We start from the raw sequence: 21015 nt of genomic DNA on the forward strand, positions 1-21015 counted from the left end.
TCCCGCGGCGACATGATCTGCCGGCCGAACAACGCCCCCGCCGTCGCCCAGGACATCGAGGCGATGATCTGCTGGATGGACGAGAGCACCCCGCTGCGCCCCGGCGCCAAGTACGCCATCAAACACACCACCCGTACCGCCCGAACCGTCATCCGCGAACTGCACTACCGGCTCGACGTGAACTCCCTGCACCGCGACGAGACCGCCACCGAACTCGGACTCAACGAAATCGGGCGGGTCCGGCTGCGTACGACCGTCCCGCTCCTCGCCGACGAGTACCGCCGCAACCGCACCACCGGCGGTTTCATCCTCATCGACGAGACCACCAACCGCACCGTCGCCGCCGGCATGATCGTCGACACGGCCTGACGCGTAGGCAAGGGGCCCTTCTCGTCGCGCTGGCGACAGGAAGGGCCCCTGCTCGCATTTCAGCCGAGGCGGTGGGCGCCGGGGGCGGGGATGGCGGGGAAGGTGCGGGGTGGGGTGAAACCCCGGGCGGCGTACGCCTCCGTGACGGCGGTGGTTACCGCTTCGACCCGGTCGGCGTCGACCAGGGCCAGTACGCAGCCGCCGAAACCGCCGCCGGTCATCCGGGCGCCGTACGCACCGGCGGACAGGGCGGCCTCGACGGCGGTGTCGATCTCCGGAACGGTGATCTCGAAGTCGTTCCGCATCGACGCGTGCGAGGCGGTCAGCAGGGGACCGATCTCGCGTACCCGACCGGCGCGCAGCAGGGCCACCGTCTCCAGGACCCGCTGGTTCTCGGTGACCACGTGGCGGACCCGACGCCGTACCACCGGGTCGTCGAGGCGGGCGAGCGTCCCGTCCAGCCCGTCGACCGTGACGTCCCGCAGGGCAGGCACACCGAGTGCGGTTGCCGCCGCCTCGCAGGCCGCCCGGCGGGCCGCGTACTCGCCGGTGACGTGCCGGTGCGGGGCCCGGCTGTCCACCACGAGGACCGCCAGCCCGGCCGCGTCGAGGTCGAACGGGATCTGCTCGACCTCGAGCGACCGGCAGTCCAGGAAGAGCGCGTGCCCGTCCCGGCACCGGATCGACGCGGACTGGTCCATGATCCCGCAGGGCATGCCGGCGTAGACGTTCTCCGCCCGCTGGGCCAGCGCCGGCCGGTCGTCCACCGGCAGGTCCAGCCCGCCGAGGTCGGCCAGGGCGGTGAGCACCGCCGACTCCAGCGCGGCCGACGAGGAGAGCCCCGCCCCCAGCGGTACGTCGGAGGCGATCGCCAGCCTGGCTCCCGGTACGTCGAAACCGGCGTCGCGCAGCGCCCAGACCACCCCGGCGACGTACGCGCCCCAGCCGGTGACCCGGCCGGGTTCGGTCACGTCGTCGAGGTCGAAGTCGATCCGCTCACCGGACTGCTCCGACCAGACCGTCCAACCCGGCTCCGGGCGGGGCGTGACGGCCACGACCGTCTGCTGCGGCAGGGCGAACGGCAGCACGAAGCCGTCGTTGTAGTCGGTGTGCTCACCGATCAGGTTCACCCGACCGGGTGCGGCCCATGCGCCGGCGGGCTGGTCGCCGTACCCGGAGGTGAAGCCGTCGGTGGCGCGGGCGGCGACCCCGGCTGCGACGTCGCGCTGGTCGACCCGGCTCATTCGACCGGCTCGGCGAGGATGTGCGCGCGGTAGAAGCTCCACGCGTCGGTGACCATGTCGGCCAGGGTCGGCTTCGCCGGCACCCAGCCGAGTTCGGTCCGGGCCCGCTCGGAGGAGGCGACCAGGGCGGCCGGGTCGCCCTCCCGGCGTGGGGCCATCTCCACCGGCAGCGGGTGGCCGGTGACCTCGCGGACCACCTCGACCACCTGACGGTTGGAGAAGCCGTTGCCGTTGCCGAGGTTGTAGACCCGGTGCTCGCCCGGAGTCGCCGCGTCCAGCGCGAGCAGGTGGGCGCGGGCCAGGTCCTCGACGTGGATGTAGTCGCGTACGCAGGTGCCGTCGACGGTCGGGTAGTCGTCGCCGAAGAGTTGCAGCTTCTCCCGGCGACCGGCGACGACGTCCAGCGCGATCGGGATCAGGTGGCTCTCCGGGTCGTGCCGCTCGCCGAGCGCCCGGTCGGGGCGGATGTACGCGCCGGCCACGTTGAAGTAGCGCAGCGACACCGCGCCGAGCTGGTGTGCGATCGCCTCGGAGGTGAGGGCCATGTCGACGGCGAGCTTGGTGGCACCGTACGTGTTGGTCGGCGCCTTGGTGGCCTGCTCGGTGATCGGCAGCTCGGTCGGGTTGCCGTAGACCGCGGCGGTGGAGGAGAAGACGAACCGGGGCACACCGGCCGCGCGTACGGCGTCGATCAGCGCGAGCGAGCCGACGGTGTTGTTCTCCCAGTAGATCTCCGGTCGGACCATCGACTCACCGGCGGCGATCAGGGCGGCGAAGTGCAGCACCCCGTCGAAACCGGCGTCCGGGGTGAGCACCTGGGCGGCGTCGTGGATCCGGGCCTGGACGAAGGTCGCCTCCGGGGCGAGCGCCTCGACGTGGCCGGTACGCAGGTCGTCCAGGACGACCACCTGGTGCCCGGCGTCGATCAGGAGCCGGGTGACGATGCTGCCGATGTAGCCCGCGCCGCCGGTGACGAGCAGTTTCACGTGGTGCCCTCCCTGCCTGGCCCGCCGGGGTGTGTGCGCCGCGCACGCGAGGACCCCGGGGGGTGTGCGGGACAGATTACGGGCGTTGCCCGACGTCGCCGAACCGACGCTGTCCCACCGCGGTCCGGGCCTGTCCACTGTTATCAGGTTCCACCATTATCCAACAGACTCGAACACCGGGGTCGGCGCTGGCGTGTCCCCACCCCGTACGCGTCCGGTGTCTACCATTTCTGACATGCGGGTATCCGGCAGTACCGGGCCCCGGCGCAGACCGCCGGGGCGTCCTGTTCGACAACCCGGCCCGGTCGCCCGGGGACTGGCCAGGGTGGTGGTGCGCGCCGCCGACGCGGCGACCCGCCTGGTCACCGGGATGCTCGGGGCCAGCCCGATCTCCGGCCGGGAACGAATCAGCGAGGCCGAACTGCGCGACCTGGTCGCCGCGAACGACCTGCTCGACCCGGTGGAACGCCGGATCATCGACGAGGTCCTGGTGGCCGGGGCGAGCCTGGTCCGCGAGGTGATGATGCCGCGCACCGAGGTGGTCTTCCTCAACGCCCGGCTCACCCTCGAAGAGGCGGCCAGGCTGGTCCGGGCGGAGACCCACACCCGGTACCCGGTGGTCGACCTGCCGCACGACGACGTGATCGGCTTTGTGCACCTGCGCGACGTGCTGCTCCACCCGGAGGACGACGGGCGGGCCACGATCCGCGAGCTGACCCGGGAGGTCAAGCAGCTCCCCGGCAGCAAACGGGTGCTCGCCGCCCTGACCGAGATGCGCCGGGAGGGGCAGCACCTGGCCGTGGTGGTCGACGAGTACGGCGGCACCGCCGGCATCGTCACCCTCGAAGACCTGATCGAGGAGCTGGTCGGCGAGATCCACGACGAGTACGACGCCGTACCCGAGCCGGTCCTCGCCGGGGCACCGGCGGTGGTCGACGGCCGGCTCAACCTGGCCGACTTCGCCGAGCGGGCCGGGTTCGCCCTGCCCGACGGCCCGTACGAGACGGTGGGCGGGTTCGTGATGGCCGCACTCGGACGGCTCCCGGCACCGGGTGACGAGATCCCGGTACCGGTCGAGGCGACCGGTGCCGGCACAGCCCTCCGTAACCTCGGCCCGGGCCCGGCGACCCCGGACGGTGACGACGGAACCGACCGGGTCGGGTCCGGCCACGGCTGGGTGCTGCGGGTGCTCGCCCTGGACGGTCGACGGGTGGCCCGGATCGGCATCTCCCCGGCCCGTCTGCTGGAGCAGCGCCGGGCGCCCCGGTCGACCCCGCCGGACGAGTCACCCGTCCGTACCGCCTGAGATCCGTGCCGGCCGGGAAGGCGCGGAGCCGGGTCAGCGGATCTGGAGCTTGCGCCAGGTCGAGCCGTCCGCCGAGTACGCCACCCAACCGTTGACGAACAGGTCGTACGCGACGTATCCGGCGTCGGTACGCGCCAGTCGACCCACCTCGGGCAGGTTCCCGGTGGCCCGGCCGAAGCTGCGGCCGTCGTCGGTGCTGACGTACCACCCGTTGTCGGCGCCGGAGAGCAGCAGCCGACCGTCGAGGAGCGGCACCGGGTCACCGGTCATCCGGTCCGGTCCGCCCGCCGGCACCCCGGCCGAGGTACGGGTGAAGTTCCCGCCCCCGTCCGTCGATTGGAACACGCCGCGCAGCTCACCGGCGGGGCCGAGGACCACCGCGTACACCCGGTTGCCGAGGACACCGACCCGTACCGTGCCGGGCCTGCCGTCCGGGGTGTCGAGCGGGGTTTCGGTCCAGGTCGCGCCCCCGTCCCGGGTCACCGCCGCGACCGGGTGCCCGTCCCGGGTTCCGCCGATCCACCAGCCCCCGTCGGCGGTGGCGTCGGTCGCCACCCAGCAGACCCCGATCCCGTTGACGGGGAGGCTGCCCACGTCGGCGAGCGGGTCGGCCCGCCAGACCCGTACGGTCTCGCCGCAGTCGCCGTCCGGGGAGCCGCCCGGCGCCTGGCCGCGCAGCCGGTCGCCGGGTTGGAACCCGCCAACGGCTGCGGTGCCGGCCGGCGTGCCGACCCGCCAGGTACGCCCCCCGTCGACCGAGGTGTACGCGGTGTCCCCGGTGACCGCCAGCCGCCCGTCGGGGAAGGCGAGCAGGTCCATCCCGGTCCGGCCACGGGTGGCACCGGGCAGCTCGGTCACCTGCCAGTTCCCGCCGCCGTCCTCGGTCCGGGCCACGCTGGCCGGGCACGGCTCGACGTCGACGCACTCGGAGAGCAGGTAGCCATGGTCGGGATCGGTGAACTCGATGTCGGTGATCGTGCCGGGAACGCTGGTCACCGGGCCGTTGAGGCCGTTGATGGTGATCCCGTCGTCGGTGTAGACCGGCCCGCCGGGCGGTGCCTGCGCCACCGGTGGCGGTTCGTCGGCCGCCGGGGTCCACGGTTGCAGAAGCAGGGTGCCGGTGACCGCCAGGGCCGCCAGCGCGCCGCCGGCCGCGCCGCGCCCACGCCGCCGACGCCGGGCCGCCCGGTGCCGGATCCGGGCCAGCGGCGGCTGTTCGATCCGGTCCAGCAGGTCGGTCCGCCCGCGCGCCAGGTGGGCGTCGAGGGGGGTACGGGCTTCGGGCTCAGGCATGGGTCACCTCGGTCGTGCCGGCACGGGGCGGTTGGGCGGGGGTCGCGTCGGTGGTGCCGGCGGGGGTCGGCTGGGCCGGGGTTGTTTCGGGAGGCCCGCCGAGGGATTCGCCGTAGTCGCCGAGTCGGGCGGCGAGCGCGGCCCGGCCGCGATGCAGCCGCGACTTGACCGTGCCCACCGCCACCCCGAGCAGTCCGGCGATCTCGTCGACCGGCAGGTCGGCGAAGTAGTGCAGGACCAGGACCTCCCGGTAGCCGACCGGGAGCCCGGCCAGCGCCTCGCGCAGGTCGGCCCGCTCCGGTCCGGGCGCCGCCTCGACCAGCCGGAGGATCGGGCGGTCCCGGCGCAGGATGGTGTCGAGCAGTTGCCGGCGGCGCCAGCGTCGGCGGACGACGTTGATCGCGACGGTACGCAGCCACGCCTCCGGGTTGTCGACGTCGGTCAGCCCGCGCGGCCGGGACAGGGCCCGGGCGAACGCCTCCTGGACCACGTCCTGCGCCTCGGCGAGGTCGGCGGTGAACGCGTAGACCTGCGCGACGAGCCGCCGGTAGCAGGCGTGGTACAGCTCGCCGATCGCCTCGTCCGCCGTGGTGGACCCACGGCCGTCCTGGTCGCGCACCCGATCGCCACCCTTCAGATCCTCAGCGTACGAGTCCCCGCGAGCGGTCCGGGTTCCCGAGTCGGTGGAGGTCGGGCCGGGTTGGCATAGGCCCGTCATGACGCGGGTCCGGGCTTGCTGTCAGAATTGCCGGCATGCCCGACGTTCCTGCCCGCCCCAGAGTGCTTTCCGGCATCCAGCCGACCGCCGACTCGTTCCACCTGGGCAACTACCTCGGTGCGGTCCGCAACTGGGTGGCAATGCAGGAGACGCACGACACCTTCTACTGCGTGGTCGACCTGCACGCGATCACCGCCGGGCACGACCCGGTGGTGCTGCGTCAGCGCACCCGGGTCGCGGCGGCACAGTTGCTCGCGGTGGGGTTGGACCCGGAGCGGTGCACCCTGTTCGTCCAGTCCCAGGTGCCGGAGCACGCCCAACTCGCCTGGGTGCTGAGCTGCATCACCGGGTTCGGTGAGGCCAGCCGGATGACCCAGTTCAAGGACAAGTCCGCCAAGCAGGGCGCGGACCGCTCCAGCGTCGGGCTGTTCACGTACCCGATCCTGCAGGCGGCGGACATCCTGCTCTACCAGGCGGACGCGGTGCCGGTGGGCGAGGACCAGCGCCAGCACCTGGAGCTGACCCGGGACCTGGCGCAGCGGTTCAACACCCTGTTCGGGCCGACCTTCACGGTGCCGGCGGCGTACATCGTGCGGGACACCGCGAAGATCGTCGACCTCCAGGACCCGACCGCGAAGATGTCCAAGTCGGCGTCGTCGCCGGCCGGTCTGATCGAGCTGCTGGACGACCCGGCCAAGTCGGCCAAGAAGATCAGGTCGGCGGTCACCGACACCGGCCGCGAGGTCCTCTTCGACCAGGAACAGAAGCCGGGCGTCTCGAACCTGCTCACCATCTACGCGGCCCTCACCGGCCGCGGCATCGAGGACCTGGTCTCGGCGTACGACGGCAAGGGGTACGGGGACCTGAAGAAGGACCTGGCCGCGGTGGTGACCGAGTTCGTCACCCCGATCCAGGAACGTACCCGGGCCTACCTGGACGACCCGGCCCAGTTGGACAAGCTGCTGGCGATCGGTGCGGAGAAGGCCCGTGCGGTCGCCTCGACCACCCTGGCCGCCGCGTACGACCGGGTGGGGTTCCTGCCGGCGGCGCGCAATGACTGACCGGCGGGGCGGCACCGGCCAGATCCGGACCGGGACGACCCGGCGACGTTGAGGGTCGGCCGGCGTGTCTCGCCGGCCGGTGGGCAGAGCGGAGCGTGGTTCGGACGGACGGGTCGCAGCAGACCGGGGGCACCTCGACCCGGATCGGGGTCGCGGTGGACATCCCGCAACCGTGGGGTGACGTGCTCACCCGGCGCCGGGCCGAGGCGGGTGACCCGCAGGCGGCGTACGTGCCGGCGCACCTGACCCTGCTCGGGCCGACCGAGATCCCGTTGGACTACCTGCCGGCGGTGGAGGCACACCTGGACAAGGTGGCCGCCGACCACGAGCCGTACACCCTGCACCTGCGGGGGACCGGCACGTTCCGGCCGATCACCGAGGTGGTCTTCGTCGCGGTGGCGGCCGGGATCAGCGAGTGCGAGCTGCTGGCCGAGGCGATTAACGGTGCGCCGGGGCTGGTCCGGGACACCCGTTTTCCGTACCACCCGCACGTGACGGTGGCGCACGACGTCGCCGCGGAGGCGTTGGACCGGGTGTACGAGGACCTGGCCGGCTTCTCCGCCCGGTTCGAGGTACGGAAGTTCACCCTCTTCTCGCACAGTGGTGCGGCGCGCTGGCAGCCGCGTCGGGACTACCTGCTGGGCGGCTGAGGCCCGTGCGGACCCGCGTTGGGCGTACGGGCCGGTCTCGTTGCGCGCCCGACGCGCCGAAAGCCGCCGGATCGGCGAGGATGACGGCGTGAACGTCCTGGATCGGGTGGTGTCGCGCGCCGAGCGGCGGGTGCAGGCGTGGCGTGACCGGTCGCCGGTGTTCGACCACTTCTGCCGCGCGGTCGGGCGTTACGTCGAGGTGCTCGGTGGACGGCTCGCCGCCGGGATCGCGTACTACGGCTTCTTCGCGGTGTTCGCCCTCGGCCTGGTCGCGTACTGGATCTTCGGCACGATCCTGGGTGAGAGCGCCCAGGTCAGTTCCGGAGCGGAGCACTTCTTCCGGCAGAACCTGCCGTTCCTCGACCCGGAGCAGATCCAGCAGGGTGCCCGTCGGGTCGGCATCATCGGCCTGGTCCTGCTGGTGATCACCGGGGTCGGTTGGGTGGAGGCGATCCGTTCGTCGCAGCGCCTGATCTACCGGCTCAACCAGCAGCCCGGGTACGTGGTGATCCGGCAACTGATCGACCTGGTGGTCGTCCTCGGGGTGTTCCTGCTGCTGGGCATCTCGGTCGGCGCGGTGGACACCCTGCAGTCGCTGTTCCGGATGGTGTTCGGTTCGCACTCGATCCTGGTCTCGATCACCAGTTGGTTGCTGGCCGTGGTGATCAACATGGTGCTGGCCACGGCGCTGATGTTGGCGGTGCCCCGGCTGCGGATAACCCCGCGCCGGCTGTTCTCGCCGGTGCTGCTGGTGGCGCTGGGGGTGACCCTGCTGAACTCGGTGGGTCGCTACTACGTGATCCGGTTCGAGCGGAACCTGGCGTACACCGCCGTCGCCGGTACGGTCGGCCTCCTGGTCTACCTGTACCTGTTGAACCAGTTGCTGCTGTTCGGTGCGGCGTTGGCGGCGACCAGTCGACGGGGTCGGGTGATCGACCTGGCGGCGGACGACCCGCTGCCACCTGGTCCGCCCCGCTGAGCCTCGGCGGCTCTCTCGGCCCATCGCCACCCACCTATACGGTGAGTGAGATTGTCGCAGCCTCTTGTAACGAAGATCCACTTGATGGCATGCTGTCCCGGTGTTCGCGATCATCGCGTGAGCTGGGCCGATGCCTGTCGTCGACCGGTTCTCGGTACGCGTCACCGATGGGCCCCCGGCGGTTGTCGCTGCCTGAGCTGAGGCGACCGCCGGGCCAATATCCCGTCCCGACTCGTCGGGATGATCGCCACCCTGACCTAGGGCAATTCGGGCAAATGCCTACCAGACGGTCAATCGGCCGCCATGATGATTCGCGTGGGCGCACTAGTGACGCTGGAACTGCCGGACGACTCGCCGATCCACGATCTGCCGTGGATCATCACGTTCGGCCCGTTGGGCGACGACGACGAGTGGGAGCCGGTGGTCTGCGGCCCGTACGAGCGACCGCACGCCCTCGCCCTGGCCGAGTCGGTGGTGGCCGACGAGGATCTGATGGCGGTGGTCGAACCCTTGCTGCCCCGGCTCAGCGCGGACGAGATCCGCGGTGAGATCGCGGCGTCCCGGATCGCGGCCGAGGACGACGCGGTCCAGACCGAGGACGCCGACATCTACGGCGACTACGAGGACCTGCTCGAAGACGAACCCGGCCCGGAGACGGTGCAGCAGCACGCCGAGGCGCGACCGGCGCCGAGTCCGGAGGACCTGCGGGCGGGGATGGCCCGGATCGCCGACAAGCTGGGCAACCTGAGCGGCTGACGGAATAACCCCAGTCGCCCGTCGGCGCGGGGCACAACGGACGACCAGGTTGACGCCGGCATACCCGGCCGGCGGCGGTTCGAACCCCTGGGCGGGTCAGCCCCGCACCGGTGTCGCCGCCAGCAGGGCCCGTACGCCCGCGAGGTAGGTTGCCCGGTCCGGACCGTCGGCCAGGATCCGCTGGAGGAAGTAGCCGGGGATCAGCCCGAACAGGGCCGCCCCCATGGCCTCGGGATCGGCATCCGACGGCAGCTCACCGGTGTCGCGGGCCCGCTCGGCGAGGGCCACGAAGTGGTTGCGGAACCCGGTGTACTTCTCGTTGACGAACTCCGCCAGGGCGGGGTCGCGCAGCGACTCGGCCCAGACCTGGATGGCGATGCGGAGTATGCCGTCCGGGCCGGTCTGGGCGTCGACGAAGGTCAGCGCCCGGTCCATCGCCGCGACCAGGGGTAGCGGCGGGTCGTGCTTGGTGATCTCCACGAAGAGCTGGTCGGCACTGTTGATCACGGTTTCGGCGATCGAGGTGATCAGCTCGTTCTTGCTCCTGAAGTAGCGGTACACGGCACCGACCGAGAGTCCGGCCTCGTTGATCACATCCTGCATCGAGGTGCTGTGGAAACCGTTGCGCAGGAAGCAGCGCCTGGCCGCGTCGAGGATCTGCTGGCGGCGGGCGGCGAGGTGTTTGTCGGAGACGCGAGGCATGACGCAAACAATAAAACGAGCGTTCGTTCTTGACGACCGATCCGGCCCGATGGGACGCTGGGTTTAAAGAGAACGAACGCTCGTTTTAAGGAGAGGGAGATGGCTCAGCCAGCTCACCGGCTCGGCTCACCGATCGTCGTGGCGGTCCTGCTCGCCGCCGTTGCGGTGGTTCTGCAGGCGCTGCTCGTACCCCTGTTTGCGGCACCGGCGGCGAACCTGGCGCCGCGCGACCTGCCGGTCGCGGTCGCCGGGCCGGCGCCCGCCGCCGAGGCGTTCGCCGCGCGACTGGCCGCCGCCCAGCCCGGTGCCTTCGACCTGCGTACGCTGCCCGACCCGGCGGCGGGCGACCGTGCGCTGCGCGACCGCGAGGTGTACGCCGTTTTTGTCCCCGGCCCGGACGGGCTGACCCTGCGCACCGCCGCCGGTGCCAGTCCCACCGTGGCCGCCCTGCTCACCGAGGTCGCCCGAGGTGGCGGCGCCCCGGTACGGGTGGTCGAGGTGGTGCCGGCCGACCCGGACGACCCGCGCGGCACCGGTTTCGCGGCCGGTTTCCTGCCACTCGCGCTGGTCAGCGTGCTGGCCGGAGCCCTGCTCGCGCTGCTCGCCGCCAACCGGCCCGCCCGGCTGACCGGCCTGGTGGCGTACGGTGTGCTGGCCGGCCTGACCGGCGCGGCCGTGCTCCAGGGCTGGCTCGGTGTGCTGCCCGGCGACTACCTGTCCAACGCCGGGGCGATCGGCCTGTTCGCGCTGGCGACCGCGGCCATGGTGACCGGGCTCGGCGCACTGCTCGGTCGGGCCGGGATCGGGCTCGGCGCGTTCCTGCTCTTCCTGGTCGGCAACTCGCTCGGCGCGGTGGCTGCCGCACCCGAACTCCTGCCCCGGCCGTGGGGGGACCTCGGCCAGTGGTTGCCGGTGGGTGCCGGTGCCGACCTGCTTCGTTCGGCCGCGTTCTTCGACGGGGCGGGCGCGGGCGCACCGCTGTCGATCCTCGCGGGTTACGCCGTACTCGGTCTGCTACTGGCTGTGACCGGTCGGGCGGCGATCGCGATCACCGAAAGCGCCCCCGCCAACACGGAGAAGAACCGAATGGTGTCGAATTCGGTAGCCTGAGGAATTGTTATTAACGCGGAACTTGGCCAAACGTTTCCGGTTAGTCACCCAGCGGTACGGCTCTGAGCAGGGAAAACTCCCCTTAGTGTCCGTTTAGGTGGTTGTGGCCGATCACGTACCAGCACGAAGAGTGATTTCGACCACGAGAGAGTTACGTGAGGGTAACAGCACCTCAACAGTCGGGCACGATTGTCGGCCGGTGGGTGGGCGCGGGCGTACGCTCCCGTCCTAACGTGGGACGCCGGGTGCAAGGTGCAGGCCGGCTTTTGGGCTGCCACCGCGAGTCGGTGTGCATGGGGAAGGAGACCGTCTTGCGCTCAGTGCGTGGGATGCGGATCGTTTCGGTATTCGCGGTTGGTGGGCTCGCGTTGGGCGTCGCCGCCTGCGGCGAGGCGCCGAGCGAGAGCGGCGGCACTGACACCGCCGCCAAGAAGTACAACGCATGCATGGTGACCGACGTTGGTGGCATCGACGACAAGTCGTTCAACACCTCCGCCTGGAAGGGCCTGCAGGAGGCCAAGGCGGCGGACAGCAACATCGACATCAAGTACGTCGCCTCGAAGGCCGAGGCCGACTACGAGCCCAACCTGACCCAGTACGTCAACCAGGACTGCGACTTCATCCTCGCGGTCGGTGGTCTGATGGGTGACGCCACCTCCAAGATCGCGAAGGCGAACCCGGACCAGCAGTTCGGCATCGTGGACGCGAAGCTCCCGGAGAGCAACGTCTACCCGATGCAGTTCGACACCGCACAGGCCGCGTTCCTCGCCGGCTACGTCGCGGCGGGCATGAGCAAGACCGGCAAGGTGGGCACCTACGGCGGCATGAAGATCCCGCCGGTGACCATCTTCATGGACGGCTTCGCCGACGGTGTGGCCCAGTACAACAAGGTCAAGGGCAAGACGGTCCAGGTCCTCGGCTGGAACAAGGCCACCCAGGACGGGTCGTTCACCAACGACTTCGTCAAGCAGGACGAGGGCAAGAAGGTCAGCGACACCCTGGTCGCCCAGGGCGCGGACATCGTCATGCCGGTCGCCGGTGGCGCCGGTCAGGGCACCACCGCCGCCGCGCAGGCGTCCGGTGGCAAGTTCAACGCGATCTGGGTCGACGTCGACGGCTGCGAGAGCACCCCGAACTGCCCGGCCCTGGTCACCACCGTGGTCAAGAACATCCCGGACGTCGTCCGGGACGCCGTGACCAAGGCGGCCAAGGGCGAGAAGCTCGCGCACGACCCGGGCTTCACCGGCACCCTCGCCAACAACGGCGTCGAGCTGGCCCCGTACCACGACTTCGACAGCAAGGTTCCGGCCGAGCTGAAGGCCGAGGTCGACAAGCTGAAGGCGGACATCGCCGCCGGCACCATCACCGTCACCTCCCCGGCCCAGCCGAAGTGACGTCGAACCGGCCGTCGGGGGTGAGAACATCACCTCCGGTGGCCGGTTCACCCCAGCAGCAGCGACAGCCGGCCGCGCCGGCATTCGGGGTAGCACCCCGGACGCCGGGGCGGCCGTGTCGCGCCACGCCCGGCCGCACCCGGCCCGGACAGCCCCTGAGCGTACGTTCAGGCAGGCGCCGTACCATGCTCAGCCGTCGGCCGAACGGGTCGACACGGCTGACCCGTTCCCCCTCCCGCCCCGCCCCGATGGCGGCTAGGCTGCACCATCGCCCGCACTCCAGGAGGTTGCGCTGAGACTCGAACTGCGCGGCATCACCAAGCGGTTCGGTGACCTGGTCGCCAACGACCACATCGATCTGACGGTAGAGCCCGGAGAGATTCACGCGCTTCTCGGAGAGAACGGCGCGGGCAAGTCCACTCTGATGAACGTGCTGTACGGCCTGATCCAACCCGACGAGGGCGAGATCCTGGTCGATGGCGCCCCACTGCGGATCAAGGGCCCGGCGGACGCCATCGGTGCCGGGATCGGCATGGTGCACCAGCACTTCATGTTGGTGCCGGTCTTCACCGTCACCGAGAACGTCATGCTCGGCGCCGAGCAGGTACGCGGCGGCATCGCCGGGTTCCTCGACAAGCGGCGTGCCCGCAAGCTGGTAACCGAGGTGTCCGCCCGCTACAACCTGCGGGTGGACCCGGACGCGGTGATCGAGGACCTCCCGGTCGGCGTGCAGCAGCGGGTCGAGATCGTCAAGGCGCTGACCCGCGACGTCGACCTGTTGATCCTGGACGAGCCGACCGCGGTGCTGACCCCGCAGGAGACCGACGAGCTGCTCGCGGTGATGCGGGCGCTCAAGGAGTCCGGCAAGTCGATCGTGTTCATCACGCACAAGCTCAAGGAAGTCAAGGCGATCGCCGACCGGATCACCGTCATCCGGCGCGGCCGGACCGTCGGTACGGCGAGCCCGCAGGCCAGCGAGGACGAACTGGCCGCCCAGATGGTCGGCCGTACGGTCAATCTCCTGGTCGACAAGGGTCCCGCCGATCCGGGTGAACCGGTCCTGGAGATCGAGGGGCTGGTCGTCGACGACGAGCGCGCCTACCGGGCGGTGGACGGCGTCGACCTGACCGTGCGGGCCGGTGAGGTGCTCGGCATCGCCGGGGTGCAGGGCAACGGCCAGACCGAGCTGGTCGAGGCGATCATGGGCCTGCGGCCGGTGCTGGCCGGCTCGGTGAGCCTGGTCGGGCAGCGGATCGACGGCTGGACCACCAAGAAGGTGCTCCGGGCCGGGGTCGGCTACGTCCCCGAGGACCGCAGCGTCGACGGGTTGGTCAAGGAGTTCAGCGTCGCCGAGAACCTGGTGCTGGACATCTACGACCAGCCGCCGTTCGGGGCCGGGCTCCGGCTGCGTCCGGAGGAGATCGCCCGGTCGGCGGCCGAGCGGATCGAGCAGTTCGACGTCCGTACGCCCAGCGCGGACGCGGCCGTCGGTACGCTCTCCGGCGGCAACCAGCAGAAGGTCATCGTGGCCCGGGAGCTGTCCCGCCCACTGAAGCTCTTCGTCGCCGCGCAACCGACCCGGGGCGTCGACGTCGGCTCGATCGAGTTCATCCACCAGCGAATAGTGCGCGAGCGGGACATCGGCACCGCCGTATTGTTGATCTCCAGCGAGTTGGACGAGGTGATCGGCCTGGCCGACCGGATCGCGGTGATGTACCGCGGCCGGATTCTCGGCATCGTCGGCCCGGACACCCCCCGCGAGGAGATCGGGCTGCTGATGGCCGGGATCACCGACGAGTCGGCCACCCCGACTCCCGGTAGCACCCCTGCGGACGAGGAAACGTCATGAGCGAGCGGAGCGAGGCGTCGGCATGAGCGAGCTAGCTGGTGCTGCGTCGCCGGACAAGGATCCGGCGGACCAGGCGCGGGCCGCGCGATCCGCGGCCGCGAACGCCGACCCGCCGAAGCCGGGTACGGGCGACGAGCCCACCACCCCGCCCGGCCGTGGTCCGGTCCTGCTGCGCAGCTTCCTGCAGAACCTCTGGGCGGCCAACACCGTCACGGTGACGGTGCTGGCCATCGTGCTGGCGACGGTGATCGGCGCGATCCTGATCATCATCTCCGACCCGGAAGTGCTGCACACCTACAGCTACATCACCGCCCGCCCGCAGGACGCGCTGAACTCGAGCTGGTCGGTGGTCAGTGAGGCGTACGCCAACCTGTTCAAGGGTGCGGTGTTCGACCCGGCGGCCGTACAGGGCTGGATCAACGGCACGAACGGCTGGGAACTGGTCTTCGCGCCGATCTCCGAGACGCTGACGTACACCGCGCCGCTGGTCTTCACCGGGCTGGCGGTGGCACTGGCGTTCCGGGGCGGGCTGTTCAACATCGGCGCCCAGGGTCAGGCCACGCTCGGCGTGATCGTGGCCGCGCTGGCCGGGTTCCTGATCCCGCTGCCGCCGGTGATCCACCTGATAGTGGCACTGGTCGCCGGTGCCCTCGGTGGGGCGATCTGGGGCTTCATCCCTGGCTTCCTGAAGGCACGGACCGGCGCACACGAGGTGATCAACACGATCATGCTCAACTACGTCGCCGTCTACCTGCTCTCCTGGGTGATCCTGCAGAAGGTCGTCCACGACCCGAACCGGACCGACGCGATCAGCCGCCCGGTCGACTCGTCGGCCCAACTGCCCCGGCTGCTCGGCAGCGACCTGCGGGTGCACGCCGGGATCCTGCTCGCGGTGGTCGCCACCGGGGTGGTCGCCTGGCTGCTCAACCGGTCCACGTTCGGCTTCGAGCTGCGCGCGGTCGGGGCCAACCCGGACGCCGCCCGGACCGCCGGCATTAGCGTCACCAAGACGTACGTGCTGCTCATGGTGATCTCCGGGGCGCTGGCCGGACTCGGTGGGGCGAACATGGTGGTCGGCTCCACCGCCAGCGCGCTCACCCCGCTGGTGGTGGCACAGATCGGTTTCGACGGCATCCTGGTGGCCCTGCTCGGGCGGGTGAAGCCCTGGGGCGTCCTGCTCGCCGCGCTGCTGTTCGGCGCGTTGCAGGCCGGCGGCAATCGGATGCAGTCGTACGCCGGGATCTCGCTGGAGCTGGTGACCGTGCTGCAGGCGCTGATCGTCATCTTCATCGCCGCACCCGCCCTGATTAAGGCGATCTTCCAGCTCCGCGCCGCGCGAGCCGCCAGATTGCAGACGAGCCTGGCGAAGGGCTGGTAGTCGATGTCCACGATGGCAGTGGGGGATGTCGCTCTGGCCCCCGTACACCAGGGGTTCTGGACCCGTAACCGGCGGATCGGCCTCGGGCTGCTCGTCTTCGGCCTGGCCGCGGCGATCGCGTTCGGGGCGCTCGCCACCGGCGAGCTGGCCCGGTTCACCCTCAGCGAGGACGCGGCCGGTGCCGCACTGGAGATCAACGGTACGGCCGGCGCCATCCTGTTCGGGCTGATCGCCGCCGCGGCCGGTGGTGCGCTGCTGTTCGGGGTGCCCAAGCGCTGGTTCACCCTCCTGCTCGGCATCGGCGTGGTCGGCTTCGTCCTCTCCTTCCTCTGCTGGCAGGTCTCGGCCGCCCCGGCGGGGCAGAACTTCATGCCCCTGGTCAACATCGTCCGGAACACCTTCCTGCTGGCCCTGCCGCTGATCTTCGGGGCGCTGGCCGGGGTGCTCTGCGAACGCTCCGGTGTGGTCAACGTGGCGATCGAGGGCCAGTTGCTGATGGGCGCCTTCGCCGGTGCCCTCTTCGGCTCGCTCACCGGGAGCGTCTGGGTCGGGCTGGTCGCGGCGGCCATCGGCGGCGCGTTCATCTCGCTGCTGCTCGCCGTCTTCTCCATCCGCTACCTGGTCGACCAGGTGGTCATGGGCATCGTGCTGAACCTGCTCGCGGTCGGCCTGACCGGGTTCCTCTACGAGCGGCTGATGCAGACCGACGCGGCGACGTACAACCAGCCGCCGCACTTCAGCAACTGGTCGATCCCACTGCTGTCGGAGATCCCGGTGATCGGGCCGGCGATCTTCGAGAGCAACATCTTCCTCTACCTGGCGCTGGTCCTGGTGCTGGTGATCCACTTCGGGTTGTTCCGTACCCGCTGGGGGCTGCGTACCCGGTCGGTCGGCGAACACCCGACCGCCGCCGACACCCTCGGCGTACGGGTGCTCCGGCTGCGCTACCGCAACGTGCTGCTCGCCGGCGCGGTCGCCGGGATCGGCGGTGCCTCGTACACCCTGGCGCTCTACACCTTCAGCAAGAACATGATCGGCGGTAAGGGGTTCATCGCCCTGGCCGCGCTGATCTTCGGCCGGTGGAGCCCGACGGGGGCCCTGCTCGCCGCGCTGTTCTTCGGCTTCGCCGACCAGCTCGGCACCTACCTGAGCGCGATCAACAGCGTCATCCCCAGCGACTTCCTGGCGATGCTGCCGTACCTCGCCACCATCCTGGCCGTCGCCGGGCTGGTCGGCCGGGTCCGGGCACCGGCCGCGGACGGCAAGCCCTACATCAAGGGCTGATCGGACACGCGCAAGCGCGCAGCGCCGGCCGGTTGGCGGGTCTGACCAGCGGCGGGGCAGGATGGGGACGTGACTATGGAGATCGACTGGGTGCAGCTACGGGCCGCCGCGACCGAGGCCATGCGGCACGCGTACGCCCGGTATTCGAACTTCCCGGTCGGCGCGGCCGGGCTGGTCGACGACGGCCGGGTGGTGGTCGGCTGCAACGTGGAGAACGCCGCGTACGGCGTGACCCTCTGCGCCGAGTGCGGGGTGATCTCCGCGCTGCACGTCACCGGCGGGGGCCGGCTGGTCGCCCTCTCCTGCGTCGACGCCACCGGGGAGCCGCTGATGCCCTGCGGCCGGTGCCGGCAACTGCTCTGGGAACACGGCGGACCGGACTGCCTCGTCGAGGCGTACCCCCGGCCGCTGCGGATGGACGAACTGCTGCCGCACGCGTTCGACGTGGCGGACCTGGAAGCGGTCGTCGCACCACCGGTGCTGCCGACCGTGCCGGAACGCCTCGCCGCCTGGCGGGGGCGGGGCACCGTCTTCGTCCACCCGGACGTCTCCGGCGGACAGCAGGTCTGGACCGGGTACTGGGAGCGGTCCGCGGGTGACGGCGGTGACGAGCCCACCGGAGTGCTGGAGGAGGCACCGAGCTGGGAGAAGCCGGACGACGCGGTGGCCTGGGGCCACGCCCGTACGCCCCGGGTGGTGGTGGTCGACGCGGCCGGCACCCTCTACTGGGCCGGCGAGGGCGAACCGCCGATGGAGATCCCCGTCCGCTGGCCCGGATCCGACATCGACTGACCCGGCAACTCAACTGGTCCGCGCGCGGGACCGAACCCGGTGCGGCCAGATCGATCTCTCTCACAAGGCAGGGTGGAAGGCTCATGAGCACGTTCAGTGCGGTCGAGGTGATCCGGACCAAGCGGGACGGTGGGGTGCTCAGCGACGGGCAGATCGACTGGGTGGTCGACGCGTACACCCGGGGGCTGGTCGCGGACGAGCAGATGTCGGCGCTCGCCATGGCCATCCTGCTGCGCGGCATGACCCCGGCGGAGATCGCCCGGTGGACCGCCGCGATGATCAACAGCGGGGAACGGCTCGACCTGTCCGGCGTACGTCGCCCGACCGTGGACAAGCACTCCACCGGTGGCGTCGGTGACAAGATCACGCTGCCGTTGACCCCGCTCGTCGCCGCCTGCGGTGCCGCCGTACCGCAGCTCTCCGGACGGGGTCTCGGCCACACCGGCGGCACCCTGGACAAGCTCGAGTCGATTCCCGGCTGGCGGGCCGCGCTGAGCAACGACGAGTTCATCGACCAACTCGCCGGCACCGGCGCGGTCATCTGCGCGGCCGGCGACCACCTGGCCCCGGCCGACCGCAAGCTGTACGCCCTGCGCGACGTCACCGGCACGGTCGAGGCGATCCCGCTGATCGCCAGCTCGATCATGAGCAAGAAGATCGCCGAGGGTACCGGCGCCCTGGTGCTCGACGTGAAGGTCGGCAGCGGCGCGTTCATGAAGTCCGTCGACGACGCCCGTGAACTGGCCCGGACCATGGTCGAACTCGGCACCGCGCACGGCGTACGCACCGTCGCCCTGCTCACCGAGATGTCCACCCCGCTGGGCCTGGCGGTCGGCAACGCCGTCGAGGTGACCGAGTCGGTCGAGGTGCTGGCCGGCGGTGGACCCGCCGACGTGGTGGAGCTGACCCTCGCGCTCGCCCAGGAGATGCTCGACGCCGCCGGGCTGACCGGCGTCGACCCCGAGCCGGCACTGCGCGACGGTCGGGCGATGGACTCCTGGCGGGCCATGATCCGGGCCCAGGGCGGGGACCCCGACGCGCCCCTGCCGGTCTCGAACGAGACCGAGGTGGTTCGCGCCGACCGGGACGGGTACGTGTCGACCGTGGACGCGTACACCATCGGGGTGGCCGCCTGGCAGCTCGGCGCCGGGCGGGCCCGCAAGGAGGACCCGGTCAGCGCCGGCGCGGGCGTGCTGCTGCACAAGCGTCCGGGTGACCGAGTACGAGCCGGTGACGTCCTCTACGAGCTGCGTGCCGACACGGCCTCCCGGATCCCGGCGGCACTCGCCACGGCCGCCGCCGCGGTCACCGTCACCGACGCCGCACCGGTACGGCCGCCACTGGTCATCGAGCGGATCGGCTGACCGGTGAGCCGTTCGGTCAGCCCGCCCGGTACGACCGGCGGGGCGGCATGGTGCCGGCGCCCGGCAGCCGCTATTCTCGCTGGCCAGGGGGACCATCCGGCGCTGAGCCGCTGAAGACTTGCAGGGACGAAGCTGTGACCGTACCCGCTCCCGACCCCCGCGCCGTGCGAACGGCCAACCTCGACGAGATGAGCCGCCTCGGGCTCCCGCTGCCACCTGCCCAGTTCCCGCTCGTCTGGGAACCGGGCGACGAGGTGGAACTGCGGCCGACGGCCGAGATCGAGGCCCGGCTCGCGGTTCTGCAGGTCGTGCTGGCCCGCTGCTTCGGCATGCCGGCCGAGGCCGGGATGAGCTGGCTGCTCGGCTCGCACCTGGTCGAGACCGTCACCCCGCCGGAGTGGCAGTTCGTGATGGGCGGCCGGGGCGACCACCGCTCGTTCGTACTGCACCACGACGCGGCCTTCGCGCTCGCCTGGGTGCTCGGGCTGACCAAGCACCTCGACCCGTCGGAGCCCACCGACGAGCGGTTGACGGAGCTGCTGCCGAACCTGGTGGCGGGGGAGACGTTCGCCCAGTGGCGTTCGCGGACCCTGGTCGCACCCAGGGACGCGGTGGAGGTCGCCGCCCTGCTCGACTTCTACTACTGCCTCGACTGGGGACACCTGGAGCTGGAGCGGCTCGGCGGGACACACCCGAGCCTGATCGACGCGAACGCGATCGGTCAGCGCCGGTGGGCGCTGGAGTGGGCGGTGATCCTGCGCGGCCCGTACCACGACCCGCCGGCCGGCTGGGAGGAAGTCGACCTGTCGACCTGATCCCCGCCGGCCTCAGCGTGGGCGGTAGTGGCCGAGTTCGACGGTGGCGGTGACCGTCACCGGTTCCGGCAGCGACTCGATCCGGGCGGCGAGCCGGGCCGGGTCGACGTGCCAGGCACTCGGCCCCATGCCCACCAGAGTGGCCACCTCGCGCCGGTGCAGTCGCATCGGATGGGTGTGCCGGCTCCGGTCGACCAGGTCGAACTCGCCGGCCAGGCTGCCCGCGACCCGGTCGGACTTGGTCGGGTCGACCCGGAGCAGGTCGAGCCGGTCGACCAGTTCGGCGAGATGGTCGGCGGCCGGGGTGACCACCAGGAGGGCGCCGTCCGGCCGGAGCACCCGGCGGAACTCCGGCCCGTTGCGCGGGGCGAAGACGTTGAGCAGCAGTGCGGTGGACGCGTCGGCCAGGGGGAGCCCGGCCCAGGTGTCGCAGAGCGCCGCCGCCGCCCGGGGATGGGCGCGGGCCGCCCGGCGCAGCGCCGGCTTGGAGACGTCCAGCGCCAGCCCGACCGCGTCCGGGACCGCGTCGAGCACCGCGGCCAGGTGCCATCCGGTCCCGGCCCCGGCGTCGACAACCAGATTCGGGTACGCGCCACCGGTGCTCTCGGTCGGGGCCCCGGTGCGGCTGGCGGGGCTCATGACGGCGGCGGCTGCCACGGCCAGGGCGGCGGAGATCATGTCGTAGTGGCCCGCGCCGAGGAACTCCGCCCGCGCGGTGACCATCTCCGGGCTGTCCCCGGTGTGCGGGGCGCGGCCGGCGAGCAGGTTGACGTACCCCTGGCGGGCCAGGTCGAAGCTGTGCCCGCGCGGACAGCGCAGGGCCCGCGCGGTCCCCGTGTCGACCGCGTCGAGCGGCTGGCCGCAGAGCGGGCAGCGCAACAACCGCAACGGATCGGGACTCATCCCCGCCAGCCTAGGCGGTGCCCGATCATCGGCCGCCCACCCCCGTGACGCGCCGACCGCTG

19 protein-coding genes and 1 pseudogene are annotated in these 21015 nt (G+C 71.3%); 14 read left to right on the forward strand and 6 right to left on the reverse strand.

Annotated elements, in window-relative coordinates:
- Nucleotides 1-369 (forward strand): elongation factor 1-alpha C-terminal domain-related protein (locus ACWEFB_RS25610; RefSeq protein ID WP_452289324.1); only part of this gene is annotated, 369 nt, incomplete at its 5' end.
- 59 nt (nucleotides 370-428) lie between these two features.
- Here ACWEFB_RS25610 and galK read toward each other — a convergent pair.
- Nucleotides 429-1613, reverse strand: coding sequence for a galactokinase (galK, locus tag ACWEFB_RS25615; protein WP_452289326.1), 1185 nt, complete (start codon nucleotides 1611-1613; stop codon nucleotides 429-431).
- Nucleotides 1610-2599, reverse strand: a complete 990-nt coding sequence (galE, locus tag ACWEFB_RS25620) for a UDP-glucose 4-epimerase GalE (protein ID WP_326562503.1) — start codon at nucleotides 2597-2599, stop codon at nucleotides 1610-1612. The genes galK and galE overlap by 4 nt, the downstream gene beginning before the upstream one ends.
- A 370-nt stretch (nucleotides 2600-2969) precedes the next feature.
- Here galE and ACWEFB_RS25625 point away from each other — a divergent pair, with 370 nt between their 5' ends.
- Nucleotides 2970-3905 (forward strand): hemolysin family protein, encoded by a 936-nt coding sequence (locus tag ACWEFB_RS25625; protein ID WP_452289495.1) that lies wholly within the window; start codon nucleotides 2970-2972, stop codon nucleotides 3903-3905.
- 33 nt (nucleotides 3906-3938) lie between these two features.
- On the opposite strand, the gene ACWEFB_RS25630 is transcribed toward ACWEFB_RS25625, so the two are convergent.
- Both ACWEFB_RS25630 and ACWEFB_RS25635 read right to left on the reverse strand, forming a co-directional pair.
- Nucleotides 3939-5198, reverse strand: a complete 1260-nt coding sequence (locus tag ACWEFB_RS25630; protein ID WP_452289328.1) for a WD40/YVTN/BNR-like repeat-containing protein — start codon at nucleotides 5196-5198, stop codon at nucleotides 3939-3941.
- A 109-nt stretch (nucleotides 5199-5307) separates the two neighbouring features.
- Nucleotides 5308-5817, reverse strand: a pseudogene (locus ACWEFB_RS25635) (RNA polymerase sigma factor); the annotation flags it as partial.
- Between the two features lie 134 nt (nucleotides 5818-5951).
- On the opposite strand from ACWEFB_RS25635, the gene trpS reads away from it, so the two are divergent.
- From trpS to ACWEFB_RS25655, 4 genes are all read left to right on the forward strand, one after another.
- Nucleotides 5952-6977, forward strand: a complete 1026-nt coding sequence (trpS, locus tag ACWEFB_RS25640; protein WP_326562507.1) for a tryptophan--tRNA ligase — start codon at nucleotides 5952-5954, stop codon at nucleotides 6975-6977.
- 95 nt (nucleotides 6978-7072) lie between these two features.
- Nucleotides 7073-7627: a 2'-5' RNA ligase family protein gene (locus tag ACWEFB_RS25645; protein ID WP_452289331.1), complete on the forward strand. Its 555-nt coding sequence runs from the start codon at nucleotides 7073-7075 to the stop codon at nucleotides 7625-7627.
- Between the two features lie 88 nt (nucleotides 7628-7715).
- On the forward strand, nucleotides 7716-8606 hold the full coding sequence (locus ACWEFB_RS25650) for a YihY/virulence factor BrkB family protein (RefSeq protein ID WP_326562509.1): 891 nt from the start codon (nucleotides 7716-7718) through the stop codon (nucleotides 8604-8606).
- 315 nt (nucleotides 8607-8921) lie between these two features.
- The gene (locus ACWEFB_RS25655; protein WP_452289333.1) at nucleotides 8922-9362 is read left to right on the forward strand and encodes a hypothetical protein; all 441 of its coding nucleotides are present in this window, start codon (nucleotides 8922-8924) and stop codon (nucleotides 9360-9362) included.
- 96 nt (nucleotides 9363-9458) lie between these two features.
- Here the strand turns inward: ACWEFB_RS25655 and ACWEFB_RS25660 are convergent, their stop codons facing one another.
- Entirely contained in the window at nucleotides 9459-10064 is a 606-nt protein-coding gene (locus ACWEFB_RS25660) for a TetR/AcrR family transcriptional regulator (RefSeq protein ID WP_452289335.1), read from the reverse strand.
- Nucleotides 10065-10163: 99 nt separating this feature from the next.
- Here ACWEFB_RS25660 and ACWEFB_RS25665 point away from each other — a divergent pair, with 99 nt between their 5' ends.
- From ACWEFB_RS25665 to ACWEFB_RS25700, 8 genes are all read left to right on the forward strand, one after another.
- Complete coding sequence (locus tag ACWEFB_RS25665) at nucleotides 10164-11174, forward strand: hypothetical protein (RefSeq protein ID WP_452289337.1); 1011 nt, start codon at nucleotides 10164-10166, stop codon at nucleotides 11172-11174.
- Nucleotides 11175-11503: 329 nt separating this feature from the next.
- A complete protein-coding gene (locus ACWEFB_RS25670; protein WP_452289497.1) occupies nucleotides 11504-12568 on the forward strand; it encodes a BMP family lipoprotein in 1065 nt (354 codons plus the stop codon).
- A 352-nt stretch (nucleotides 12569-12920) separates the two neighbouring features.
- Complete coding sequence (locus ACWEFB_RS25675) at nucleotides 12921-14417, forward strand: ABC transporter ATP-binding protein (protein ID WP_452289499.1); 1497 nt, start codon at nucleotides 12921-12923, stop codon at nucleotides 14415-14417.
- A gap of 22 nt (nucleotides 14418-14439) precedes the next feature.
- Nucleotides 14440-15795, forward strand: coding sequence for an ABC transporter permease (locus tag ACWEFB_RS25680; RefSeq protein ID WP_452289339.1), 1356 nt, complete (start codon nucleotides 14440-14442; stop codon nucleotides 15793-15795).
- Nucleotides 15796-15798: 3 nt separating this feature from the next.
- Nucleotides 15799-17079 carry an ABC transporter permease gene (locus ACWEFB_RS25685; protein WP_452289341.1) on the forward strand — a complete coding sequence of 427 codons (1281 nt, stop codon included), beginning with the start codon at nucleotides 15799-15801 and terminating at the stop codon, nucleotides 17077-17079.
- A 75-nt stretch (nucleotides 17080-17154) separates the two neighbouring features.
- On the forward strand, nucleotides 17155-17871 hold the full coding sequence (locus ACWEFB_RS25690) for a cytidine deaminase (protein ID WP_326563141.1): 717 nt from the start codon (nucleotides 17155-17157) through the stop codon (nucleotides 17869-17871).
- 83 nt (nucleotides 17872-17954) lie between these two features.
- The gene (locus tag ACWEFB_RS25695) at nucleotides 17955-19235 is read left to right on the forward strand and encodes a thymidine phosphorylase (RefSeq protein WP_452289343.1); all 1281 of its coding nucleotides are present in this window, start codon (nucleotides 17955-17957) and stop codon (nucleotides 19233-19235) included.
- Between the two features lie 188 nt (nucleotides 19236-19423).
- Nucleotides 19424-20050 (forward strand): DUF4272 domain-containing protein, encoded by a 627-nt coding sequence (locus ACWEFB_RS25700; protein WP_452289501.1) that lies wholly within the window; start codon nucleotides 19424-19426, stop codon nucleotides 20048-20050.
- A gap of 12 nt (nucleotides 20051-20062) precedes the next feature.
- Here the strand turns inward: ACWEFB_RS25700 and ACWEFB_RS25705 are convergent, their stop codons facing one another.
- A complete protein-coding gene (locus ACWEFB_RS25705; RefSeq protein WP_452289345.1) occupies nucleotides 20063-20953 on the reverse strand; it encodes a putative RNA methyltransferase in 891 nt (296 codons plus the stop codon).
- Between the last annotated feature and the right edge of the window lie 62 nt (nucleotides 20954-21015).

Source organism: Micromonospora sp. NPDC004704 (genome assembly GCF_053601675.1).

Excerpts from the sequence above, each read along its gene's own strand:
- trpS (WP_326562507.1), top strand. The coding sequence starts at position 5,952 with ATGCCCGACGTTCCTGCCCGCCCCAGAGTGCTTTCCGGCATCCAGCCG.
- ACWEFB_RS25705 (WP_452289345.1), bottom strand. The coding sequence starts at position 20,953 with ATGAGTCCCGATCCGTTGCGGTTGTTGCGCTGCCCGCTCTGCGGCCAG.
- ACWEFB_RS25660 (WP_452289335.1), bottom strand. The coding sequence starts at position 10,064 with ATGCCTCGCGTCTCCGACAAACACCTCGCCGCCCGCCGCCAGCAGATC.
- ACWEFB_RS25680 (WP_452289339.1), top strand. The coding sequence starts at position 14,440 with ATGAGCGAGCTAGCTGGTGCTGCGTCGCCGGACAAGGATCCGGCGGAC.
- ACWEFB_RS25625 (WP_452289495.1), top strand. The coding sequence starts at position 2,970 with ATGCTCGGGGCCAGCCCGATCTCCGGCCGGGAACGAATCAGCGAGGCC.
- ACWEFB_RS25630 (WP_452289328.1), bottom strand. The coding sequence starts at position 5,198 with ATGCCTGAGCCCGAAGCCCGTACCCCCCTCGACGCCCACCTGGCGCGC.
- ACWEFB_RS25670 (WP_452289497.1), top strand. The coding sequence starts at position 11,504 with ATGCGGATCGTTTCGGTATTCGCGGTTGGTGGGCTCGCGTTGGGCGTC.
- ACWEFB_RS25700 (WP_452289501.1), top strand. The coding sequence starts at position 19,424 with ATGAGCCGCCTCGGGCTCCCGCTGCCACCTGCCCAGTTCCCGCTCGTC.
- galK (WP_452289326.1), bottom strand. The coding sequence starts at position 1,613 with ATGAGCCGGGTCGACCAGCGCGACGTCGCAGCCGGGGTCGCCGCCCGC.
- ACWEFB_RS25665 (WP_452289337.1), top strand. The coding sequence starts at position 10,164 with ATGGCTCAGCCAGCTCACCGGCTCGGCTCACCGATCGTCGTGGCGGTC.
- ACWEFB_RS25685 (WP_452289341.1), top strand. The coding sequence starts at position 15,799 with ATGTCCACGATGGCAGTGGGGGATGTCGCTCTGGCCCCCGTACACCAG.
- ACWEFB_RS25690 (WP_326563141.1), top strand. The coding sequence starts at position 17,155 with ATGGAGATCGACTGGGTGCAGCTACGGGCCGCCGCGACCGAGGCCATG.
- ACWEFB_RS25695 (WP_452289343.1), top strand. The coding sequence starts at position 17,955 with ATGAGCACGTTCAGTGCGGTCGAGGTGATCCGGACCAAGCGGGACGGT.